Source organism: Anaerolineales bacterium (genome assembly GCA_037382465.1).
Lineage (GTDB): Bacteria > Chloroflexota > Anaerolineae > Anaerolineales > E44-bin32 > WVZH01.
The window spans coordinates 220,558-230,330 of the sequence record JARRPX010000004.1 but is presented as its reverse complement, the minus strand read 5'-3'; the positions used below and the strand labels follow the sequence as shown (position 1 = coordinate 230,330).

General features: G+C 55.5%; 10 protein-coding genes and 1 pseudogene. 1 reads left to right on the top strand and 10 read right to left on the bottom strand.

Translation table 11 applies throughout. The annotated features are described in order from the left end of the window. A partial coding sequence (locus tag P8Z34_02970) for a hypothetical protein (GenBank protein MEJ2549626.1) occupies nt 1-919 on the top strand: 919 nt, incomplete at its 5' end. Nucleotides 920-1,013: 94 nt separating this feature from the next. Here P8Z34_02970 and P8Z34_02965 read toward each other — a convergent pair. The 10 genes and pseudogenes from P8Z34_02965 to P8Z34_02920 all read right to left on the bottom strand — a co-directional run bounded on the left by P8Z34_02965 (nt 1,014) and on the right by P8Z34_02920 (nt 9,772). After that, nucleotides 1,014-1,631, bottom strand: a complete 618-nt coding sequence (locus P8Z34_02965; GenBank protein MEJ2549625.1) for a DUF5698 domain-containing protein — start codon at nt 1,629-1,631, stop codon at nt 1,014-1,016. Nucleotides 1,632-1,650: 19 nt separating this feature from the next. Next, complete coding sequence (locus P8Z34_02960) at nt 1,651-2,178, bottom strand: DUF2179 domain-containing protein (protein ID MEJ2549624.1); 528 nt, start codon at nt 2,176-2,178, stop codon at nt 1,651-1,653. A gap of 5 nt (nt 2,179-2,183) precedes the next feature. After that, complete coding sequence (glgP, locus tag P8Z34_02955; GenBank protein MEJ2549623.1) at nt 2,184-4,361, bottom strand: alpha-glucan family phosphorylase; 2,178 nt, start codon at nt 4,359-4,361, stop codon at nt 2,184-2,186. Between the two features lie 151 nt (nt 4,362-4,512). Continuing rightward, complete coding sequence (locus P8Z34_02950; GenBank protein ID MEJ2549622.1) at nt 4,513-5,415, bottom strand: PIG-L family deacetylase; 903 nt, start codon at nt 5,413-5,415, stop codon at nt 4,513-4,515. Between the two features lie 36 nt (nt 5,416-5,451). Next, nucleotides 5,452-5,874 carry a secondary thiamine-phosphate synthase enzyme YjbQ gene (locus P8Z34_02945; protein ID MEJ2549621.1) on the bottom strand — a complete coding sequence of 141 codons (423 nt, stop codon included), beginning with the start codon at nt 5,872-5,874 and terminating at the stop codon, nt 5,452-5,454. 81 nt (nt 5,875-5,955) lie between these two features. After that, nucleotides 5,956-7,020 carry a GGDEF domain-containing protein gene (locus tag P8Z34_02940; GenBank protein ID MEJ2549620.1) on the bottom strand — a complete coding sequence of 355 codons (1,065 nt, stop codon included), beginning with the start codon at nt 7,018-7,020 and terminating at the stop codon, nt 5,956-5,958. Between the two features lie 31 nt (nt 7,021-7,051). Continuing rightward, nucleotides 7,052-7,837, bottom strand: a complete 786-nt coding sequence (locus tag P8Z34_02935; protein MEJ2549619.1) for an enoyl-ACP reductase — start codon at nt 7,835-7,837, stop codon at nt 7,052-7,054. 219 nt (nt 7,838-8,056) lie between these two features. Beyond that, nucleotides 8,057-8,452, bottom strand: a complete 396-nt coding sequence (locus P8Z34_02930; GenBank protein ID MEJ2549618.1) for an Acyl-CoA dehydrogenase C-terminal domain-containing protein — start codon at nt 8,450-8,452, stop codon at nt 8,057-8,059. A 3-nt stretch (nt 8,453-8,455) separates the two neighbouring features. Then, nucleotides 8,456-8,821 (bottom strand): annotated as a pseudogene (locus P8Z34_02925) (acyl-CoA dehydrogenase family protein). 18 nt (nt 8,822-8,839) lie between these two features. Next, the gene (locus P8Z34_02920; GenBank protein ID MEJ2549617.1) at nt 8,840-9,772 is read right to left on the bottom strand and encodes an acyl-CoA dehydrogenase family protein; all 933 of its coding nucleotides are present in this window, start codon (nt 9,770-9,772) and stop codon (nt 8,840-8,842) included. Nucleotide 9,773 lies beyond the last annotated feature (1 nt).

Here is a 9,773-nt window from a genome sequence, read left to right as displayed (position 1 = left end):
TTTGGAGGAACGCGGGTTTTATATTGCCCGCTGCAGTCATAGTAATTATACATATACTCGTTTATCCCTCGGATCTTCGTTAAACATGGCATATCTTCATGAATTTTATCAATTCGATGATCTTAACGGATTTGAGCAGGTGATAAAGGAAAATCTAGTCACTAGTCTGTTGAAAAAAATAGGATACAAAATCGTAGCATTCGCAACCGCATTTCCGCCAACCAATTGGGCCCATGCAGATGTTTATTTTTCATACAGAGATCAAAATCAGGAAGATCGTTTGTTTCAAGCTGGAGTACGAGAACCTGAAGCCGTCTTCATCCGTACGACAGCGGGTCTGATCATTTTAGATGCAGAAACACTGCTGCAAGATAGAATGAAGAAATTAATTGACGAGTCAGCAAGTTACGATCGATACATGCGTATTGAGTACAATCTTGACAAACTGAGTACGGTGCCTTCAATCCAAGGCCCAAAATTTGTTTTCGCCCATATCACCATTCCCCACGAACCATATATATTTAGTGCGAGTGGAGATTTCGTGCCGAATCAAACTGACAATATTGTTGGTTATCGAGGACAAGTTGAATATGTGAACTCAAGAATCATTGACTCGATCGACAATATTTTGAATCATTCAGATATACCTCCAATTATTGTGATACAAGGGGATCATGGAGGTGTGGAGACCGTAAATGATTACAGAAGGACAAATATTTTAAATGCATATTATTTGCCTGGTGGAGGAACAGATGCACTTTACCCTACAATTACACCCGTGAATACATTTCGACTGATTTTCGATCAATATTTCGATTCCAATAATGGATTACTTCCGGATGTTAGCTATTATTCACATTGGAAGGATATTTTTAATTTTGAAATTGTTCCTATAACGAGACAGGGTTGTACTCCATAAATTCAGGAAAGAGGTGGAATATATTTTCTTAGCTTGAGAGGGTGATTTATTTTCGAAGCTCGATAGAATAACGTTTCTAATTGTAATAATTATTTCAAGTTTTCCAGCCTCCCTGCAACTGCCGAACCGGCTCCATGGTGATGAAAGCGTTCCGATCGATTTCCAGGATTTGGCGCTTGACGTGCCAGAGTTCCTTGCGGGGAACGAACGTGAGCAGCGTGTGCACCGTCCCCATCAAACCCGTGCCGGATAGTTCGGTCACCCCGTGACCTTCTGCGCGGAGATGTGTGCTCAACGCTTCACCCAGATTCGATGAGGTGATCCGCAGCAGGATGTGTCCGGGTGCAATCTTCGAATCGATTGCCATCCCCAGCACGTTCCCGAAGGCGAAACCAAGGGCATATGCTGCGAGATTCCAGGGATTGTCGAGATCTTCCAGGACACCCGCAACACCGACCACAAACAGAGAGGATTGAAGGAAGGCGAGCAGCCAGGCCGTAGTTCTGCGTCCTTGCACGATGGTCAACGTGCGAATCGTGGAAATGGTCAGATCGCTGGTGCGCAGCAGGAAGATGAGGATGGGGACGATACCGCTGGAAATCGCAGACCAGGCCACGGTCGGCGCGGGGGGAAGGGTAACGCCTGCGAATCCGACGAGGCTGGCGAGAACGATGGTCACGAGAAGTGTGACGATGGGATAGCCGACGCGCATCTTATCCGGCCTTCTCCACTCAGCCTCTCCAGTAGCCTCGGTGGAGCGGGCGGATGTCCTCGACGGTGACGAAGGCATCCGGATCGATTTCGTTGATGCTCTTTCGTACGGTTCTCACTTTGCGGCGTTTTACGCTGCAGTTCAAGACGGAAACGGTTCCGTCTTTTCCCCGGCCCGAAATCTCCGTTACGGCGTGTCCGGCATGGCGAAGTGCCTCTGCGATGGCGCTTCCCCGCCGGGAGCTGATGATGCGGACGTGGCTGAAGCCAACAGCCAGACGCTCCTCGATCATCATGCCTACGACGTTGCCCGTGGCGAAACCACCGGCGTATCCGATGAGGTTGAAGAGATTGTCCAGATTGCTGAGCACGCTGGTGATGGCGATCACCCAGAGTGCGGATTGGATGAATCCGAAGATCCATGCGAACGGCCTGCGTCCCCGGATGACGAACAGAACCCGCAGCGTATCCAGCGACATATCCGTCACGCGCAGGAAAAAGATTACCAGGGGCATAAAAGCCGGGTTTATTGCGAGGAGATCGAGCATCGAATTTATTCGTAATCTTTTTTCTTACAATTCGGAAGCGCCGGCAAGTACATATTGTTGACGTATTCCTTCACCATCCGACGCATGCTGAAACGCGGCGCGAGCGACTGAATGGAACGTTTCACCCTTCGCAGCCACTCGCCTGGCAGGTCGTCCGCCGAGCGCTGGTAATATAACGGAATGATCTCGTTCTCTAAAACTTGATAGAGACTCTCGGCGTCCGCCTCGTCCTGGGCTTCCGGAGTATCGAAATCCGTCAACGTGCCGATTGCCCAGCCGTTCTCACCGTCGTAGCCCTCTATCCACCACCCGTCCAGAATCGAGAAATTCAATACGCCGTTCAAAGCGGCTTTTTGCCCCGACGTGCCGGAGGCTTCGTTCGGGCGGCGGGGTGTGTTGAGCCACACGTCCACGCCTTGTATCAAATAGCGCGCCAGATTCATGTCGTAGTCTTCGACGAAAACCAAACGGCCGCCGTTCTCGGCGCGTTTGACCTGACGGTATATTTCCTGAATCAGAAGTTTCCCCGGATCATCGGCCGGATGAGCTTTACCGGCGAAGATCAACTGAACGGGCATGTCCGGCCGGTTGAGCAAACGCAGCAGGCGATCCACGTCACGCAGAATCAAATCGGCGCGTTTATATGTGGCAAAACGGCGGGCGAATCCAATCGTCAGCGCGTAAGGCTCGAGCAAGGCGCCGCTCGCGATGACCTGGACCGGATGGTCATTTCCGCACAGCCACTGTGGGCGGGCGCGTTCCCGCAGGTAATCGGTCATCTTGCGTTTCAGATGGCGGCGAACGTCCCATAGTGCGTGATCGGGAATGCGATCGATGTACTCCCAGAGTAGAGGGTCGTCGAGGTGTTTCTCCCAATCCGCGGCCAGGAACTCCTTGAACAGTTCGCCCATGCGGCGTGCCACCCAGGTGGATGAGTGGATCCCGTTCGTGATGTGGCCGATGGGGACTTCTTCGACGGGTCGATCGGGCCATAGAAAGGCCCACATTTTCCGCGCCACGCGGCCATGCAGTTCGGACACGCCGTTGCAATGTTCCGACATGCGGAAAGCCAGGATCGCCATACTGAAGCGTTCGCCCCATTTCTGGGTGTGCAGCGCCAGGTTGATGAAGGAATCTCGATCCAGGCCGAGTTTCGGCCAATATTTTTCGAAATACTGATCGATCAATGCCAGAGGAAATTCGTCGTGTCCCGCAGGAACAGGGGTGTGGGTGGTAAAGATCGTGGTGGCTCTGACTTTTTCCAGGGCGGTATCGAAGGACGTTCCGCTGGCGGTCATCTCGCGCACTCGTTCCAGCGCCATGAATGCCGAATGGCCTTCATTCATGTGCCAGGCGCAGGGATTGAAGCCCAGCGCCCGCAGCGCTCTCACACCGCCGACGCCGAGGATGATCTCCTGGGATATGCGTGAATCGAGATCGCTGGTGTAGAGCCTGGCTGTTAAATTGCGGTCGGATTGGCGATTCTGTTCGACGTTCGAATCGAGCAGATACAGCGGCGTCCGACCGACCTGAACGCGCCACATACAAACCTGGACCTCGCGCTCTCCAAGCGGGACGTTGACCGTGAGTTTGTCGCCGTGCTCGTCGACGACCGGGAAAACGGGTAAATCTTGAAAGGAAAGATTCTTGTATTCGGCTTCCTGCCAGCCATCCTCGGTAATGTGTTGGATGAAGTAGCCTTGCGTATAGAGAAACCCAACCGCCACCAGGGGGATACCGAGATCGCTGGCTTCTTTTAGATGATCTCCGGAAAGGACGCCCAGACCACCGGCGTAGATCGGTAGAGTCTCGTGAAGGCCGAATTCCGTGGAAAAATAGGCGATAGGTTGGTGAATCCGTTCGGGATGGGTGTCGATGTACCAGGTCTGCTTGGTGTCCGCCATATACTCGTCGAAGGCCCGGATGACTCGATCATAAATTTCAAGGTAGCCGCTGTCCCGTGTGGCTGCATCGAGCTTTTGACGCTCTACTTGGCGCAGGAAGCGAACGGGGTTGTGGCGTGTGCCTTCCCAGGTGACGGGATCGATGAAGCGATAGGCGCGCTCCGCTTCGGCATGCCAGGTCCACCATAAGTTGTAAGAAAGCTCGCTGAGACGATGGATGCGCTGCGGTAAATTGAATTGGTTTGGTGGTTTCTGACTCAGGTATTCGTCGAACGGCATACGTTACCCATTTCGTGCAAGGTTTCGGATACGAAAACCTCGGTATCATACCATGCGAGAATCACGTCGTCTAATGACTTTTGTACGGGTCAGGACCTCGTGCGCTTCGACGTGCAGGATGGTGCCTATCCAATCGGAATTCTGAAGTTCTTCAACTGGCTGCGATCGTCGAAGGGGATGAGTCAGGATCACAGCGAACGAACGAGACGCCTTCGAAGAGATCTTTCTCGCGGGTGTGTTTGTTTGCCGGGGGATACGCACGCATGAAGCCTTCGTGCCGAGAGAAGAGTCGAAAGATCCAATTGACGAAACCGCCTCCCGGGGCGGAATTCTGACTCGAGTGACAGGCCGATGCGCGCTCCTTCGCATCGAGCGCCTTGCTGACGTTGATCCTGGCGTGGATCGGAAAATCCTTCGAAGCCACCTCGACCAGATCGATGTCTTCATTGCGGCCGAACCGGTGCGGATCTTTTCCGAACAGCGGCATCAAGCGCACGAGCATGCGAGTCGCGCCGCGCGGGAAGGTGTGGTAATACAATTTCTGCGGCTGGTAGGGATCTAATCCATCGGGATACGCCTGCGGGTTCCCGGCGGCATGGAAAGCTTCGGTGCAGGCACGTTGGATCGCAATATGGTCCGGATGACCATAACCACCGTAAGGATCGAAGGTGATCACTACCTGAGGTCGAATCTTGCGCATCAAGGACGTCACGCGCGCGGCGACTTCCTGCAGCGGCGCAGCAGCGAGCGCCTTCGGATGCCGATTGTCCGCCGAACCGGGCATTCCCGAATCACGGTAATCCAGGAAATAGACTTCTTTCAAGCCCAATATGCCGGCTGCGCAGCGCAGTTCGTCTTCGCGCAGCATGGCGACATCGTCGTAACCCCGCAGCAGCGAATCGTCCACATCGCCCGCTTCGCCGCGCGTGGCGCAGATCAGATAGACTTCGACGCCGCGTTGTGCATACAGCGCCAACGTGCCTCCCACGCCGAAACTCTCATCATCGGGATGGGCCATGACGGCCAGCAGGCGGGGTTGGGATTCCGGGCTCAATACGAGTGCTCCTCTACGGCGGATCGACAGATCCTTCTACTCATCGTCTCCTATGATTTGTATCACAAGTTCACGCTGCCTGGGCCGTACGTCGAAGTCGATGAACAGGATCTGCTGCCAGGTTCCCAGGGTCATGCGGCCGTCGATGACGGGTATGGAGAGCGACGGTTTCATCAACGCAGCGCGCAGATGGGAATGGCCGTTGCCGTCTCCCCAACGAAGATTGTGTTTGTAGTCGCGATTCGGAGGCGCGATCTCATCCAGGGTGCGCTTCAAGTCTGCCAGAGCGCCGCTTTCGTACTCGATCGTCGTGAGCGCGCTCGTCGAAGAAGCCGTGAACACCGTGACCAAGCCGTTTCGTACGCCGGTATCCGCCAATGCCTGCGCGACATCTCGGGTGATATCGTGCATGTCGGCATGACCGCGGGTGGAAACCTGGACGTAAGCACTATGTACCATTGGCTCACCTCGTTGCCTTTCGTCTTGTTGCCTGTGATTGTCTTCCGTTCTATCCGTTGACGGCGGGGAGTAAATCGCTCGTCATTCCACTCGCATCACGGACCTCAATTCCGGCGAGGGTTCCTTCTTGTGGAATTGAAAAGGGGAAGCTGGTCCAACTCGAGGAATCGATGCGCCCAAATGCCGGCTGTACGCTGAAAGCGCCTTGCGCAGTTTCGTCACCACTCCCTGCGCGCCGCCGATCGTGGTCTCGGGCAGCAGGATGGCGAATTCGTCACCGCCGATACGAGCCAACAAGTCTGTCGAGCGCAGCACGCCGGAAAGAGATACGGCGGCGCCGCGCAGAATATCATCGCCGAAGATGTGCCCAAAGTGGTCGTTGATCGGTTTGAAACCATCCATGTCGATGAAAACCAGGCTGAGCGGGCGGCGATAACGTCTCGCGCGGGTGAATTCCCGCTCCATTTGATCGAGAATGTGGCGGCGGTTTGAAAGACCGGTCAGCGGATCGGTGAGCGCCATTTGGGTCAATTGTTCGGTTTGGGCGGATAAGCGTTCGACCGTCTCCCGGATGTAATCCGCCAGCGATTGCAGAATGCCGGCGAAGCCAAAATACAGCGTCGCCTGGCCGATGATGAAGAACACACCAATCGGGCCATCGAAAAGCGGATCCAATTCCCCGTACATTAAATAAACCCGCCACCAGGCGATGCTGATGGCGGCGAATGAAAGACCCGCAAAAATGAAGGCCGACTTGCCGCCTTGCGTAATGCCGGCCAGTAGAATGCCCACCAGATATGCGACGCTGAGAATGTAGATTTGTTGGGGAAATAGAAGCGTACAGATCAGCGTGAGGATGAGGATGAGCGCGGACAAGATCATGGCCGCGCGATCCACATTCCCCTGATTCATAGTTCTGTATGACAATGCGCCGCTTGCAGCGAGAATGAAGATAATGGCCAGGTCGATGGCCATCGCAGATGTGGAGCGATCCGAGAGCACGAATGTAAACACGATGTCTGCGATCAACCATATACCGAGGACCGTGTAGAAACCGATAAAGACGGATCGGGTCAGTCTCGAGCGAAAGTGACGGCTCTCAGGGTCGTTTCGCAGGAGAAATTCATCGAGGTAATTGTTGATCACGAGTGTCGATCCAACTTTGATTTTCCCGTCGCTATTCTTCTTGTGGACCGGTCAGACCAAGGATATTGTAACCCGAGTCGACGAAAATGACTTCCCCGGTGACGTTTCTTGCCAGGTCCGATGCCAGCCATACTGCGGCTCCGCCAACGTCGTCCGGCGAGATGTTGCGCCGCAGCGGAGTCAGTGAAGCGTATTGGCGATACATGTCCTTGAAACCGCTGATCCCGGACGCGGAGAGCGTGCGCACCGGGCCGGCGGAGATGGCGTTGACTCGGATGTCTTGCGGACCGAGATCGGCGGCCAGGTAGCGAGTCGAGGCTTCGAGCGCCGCCTTCGCGACTCCCATGACGTTGTAATTGGGGATGACTTTCTGCCCGCCGTAGAAGGTCAGCGTGAGCACCGATCCGCCCCTGGACATGAGCGGCGCGGCGGCGCCCGCCAATGCGATCAAGGAGAATACGCTGATGTCCATTGCCAGATGAAAACCCGAGCGGCTCGTCTCGTGGAAACGTCCCATCAGATCTTCCCGATTGGCGAAAGCGATGGCGTGGACCAGAACGTCGATCTGACCGAAGGCTTCCCCGGCTTTGTCCATCACGGTTTGAATTTCATCGTCGTTGGTCACATCGCACGGTTCGACGAAAGAGACTCCGATCGAATCGGCGAGCGGCCGGACGCGCCGTTCCAAGCTTTCTCCGGCGTAGCTGAAGCCGAGACGGGCTCCTTGTTGGTGAAACGCCTGGGCGATGCCCCACGCGATGCTGTGGTCGTTGGCGATGCCGAAAATCAATGCGGTTTTACCCGATAAAAGTCCCATTTCAATACTCCCGATCCACCAATACAAGATCTATGTGCGATATGGAGAATTACTTCTTATTATTAACCCGTGAACGTGTCGACGTACTATGCTGTTATGAGAATTCACCCGCCTGGGCACAAGCGGCAACCCGTACGTCGGCCGAAATGAAAATCGTCTCTCGTGCTGCGTTTATTGCCGGCTGAGGATCCAGATCAGCCGATCGACCTGCCTGGCAGGCTAGAACTTCTCAGCCAAAACCTTTTCCCGTGCCATCAGGGGCTTTTCATTGGCGGCGAGGATGGTTTCACCGGCGGCATGGATTTTCGGCAGGTGTTCCGTAATGTAGATGCGGGCCAGCTCGCCTTTGCGTTCGGACTGGAGTGCGTCCTGGAGCAGCAGCCAGGAGTTGACCACGTAAGCGGCGATGTCGGCCAGATCGACGGCGTAGTAATCGATGAGGTCGCGTTCTTTCTCCTTTAAAACGTCCGTCACCTTTTGCAATAAGTCGGTGGCGTCGACGAGCTGCTCCTTCAAATCCTCCAGGTCTGTTCCGTAATCCTGCGAAGCCCACTGATCGAGTCGATCGTCCAGGGCGTGGCCCAGCAGTTTCCCCAGTGCCGCCACGATCTGCATCTGGCTGGTGCCTTCGTAGATGTTGGTCACGCGCACGTCGCGGAAGTGGCGCTCGACGTTGAACTCGCGCATGTAGCCGACGCCGCCGTGTATCTGCATCGCCAGGTAACAAACCCGGTTGGCCATCTCGGTGGTGTAGTACTTGGTGAGGGGCGTGAGTACGTCGGCCCGGTTGGAGGCGACCTTCGCTTCCTGGCGCAGCGTTGTTTCGCCCTCGGCGATGCGTTCTTCGTAGGCCTTGAGGCGGTCCACCCAGACGCCGGCTTCACAGATCAACGCCCGGCTGGCTTCGAGTTCCCCGCGCATGGACAGCAGCATGCGCGAGACGGCCGGCAGCTTCATGATCGGTTGGTTGAATTGAAAGCGTTCGTTGGCAAACTTGTAAGCCTAGCGGTATGCCGACTCGGCTATGCCCACGGCCTGTGCGCCGACCGCCAGCCGTGCGCCGTTCATCAGCGCCATGGCGTAGCGAATTAACCCGAAGCGCCGCTTTCCGATGAGCCAGGCGGGTGTGTCCCTGTATTGAATCTCGCAGGTCGGGGAGGCATGGATGCCGAGTTTGTTTTCGATGCGCCGGATGCGCACACTCTCGTCTCTCTCGATGACGAACAACGACAACCCTCGGGCGTCGGTCGATCCCTCCTCGCTGCGGGCCAACACCACTTGCACGTCCGCATTGCCGTTGGTGATGAAACGCTTGACTCCGTTCAGCCGCCAGAACCCGGCTGCTTCATCGTAGCTGGCTTTCGTCTGCACGTTTCCGAGATCGGAACCGGCGTCGGGCTCGGTCAGGACCATGGCGCCGCTCACTTCGCCACGTCCGAAGCGGGGCAGGATGCGCGCCTTGGTTTCTTCGTCGGCGTAATCGTTGATCGAGGCGGCGATTTCCTGCAAGCCAAACACGGTCATCAACCCCGCCTCCGCCCGGGAGACGATCTCGACCATCATCTGGTAGATCGTTTCCGGCAGGTTCAGGCCGCCGTATTCCCGGGGTAACATGGCGCCCATCAACTCGGCCTGTTTGAAGGCTTCGATGCCCTCTTTGGTCACGTCGGCGTATTCGACGTTGCCGTCCAGATATTGGGCGCCCTTCTCGTCGGCTTCGGCCGCCGTGGGAGCGACGATGTTGGCGCTGATGTCCCCCAGGATTTCCAATTGGAGGCGGAAATTATCGATGGCGTCGGCGTAGTTACGCGGAGCGTCCGTATATGCGTCGTGAAGCGTGTAGCCTTTCTCTTTGATCTCGAGAATGTCTCTCAGGTCGAGCTGCGCCAGGCGGAATTGAAGATCGAGGTTGTCGAGGAAAAAGTTTTCCGTCATC

Bases quoted from the DNA above. Each gene is read 5' to 3' on its own strand.
- P8Z34_02920 (MEJ2549617.1), bottom strand. From the start codon at position 9,772: ATGACGGAAAACTTTTTCCTCGACAACCTCGATCTTCAATTCCGCCTG.
- P8Z34_02935 (MEJ2549619.1), bottom strand. From the start codon at position 7,837: ATGGGACTTTTATCGGGTAAAACCGCATTGATTTTCGGCATCGCCAAC.
- P8Z34_02945 (MEJ2549621.1), bottom strand. From the start codon at position 5,874: ATGGTACATAGTGCTTACGTCCAGGTTTCCACCCGCGGTCATGCCGAC.
- P8Z34_02960 (MEJ2549624.1), bottom strand. From the start codon at position 2,178: ATGCTCGATCTCCTCGCAATAAACCCGGCTTTTATGCCCCTGGTAATC.
- P8Z34_02965 (MEJ2549625.1), bottom strand. From the start codon at position 1,631: ATGCGCGTCGGCTATCCCATCGTCACACTTCTCGTGACCATCGTTCTC.
- glgP (MEJ2549623.1), bottom strand. From the start codon at position 4,361: ATGCCGTTCGACGAATACCTGAGTCAGAAACCACCAAACCAATTCAAT.
- P8Z34_02930 (MEJ2549618.1), bottom strand. From the start codon at position 8,452: ATGCAGATCGTGGCGGCACTGGGGAAACTGCTGGGCCACGCCCTGGAC.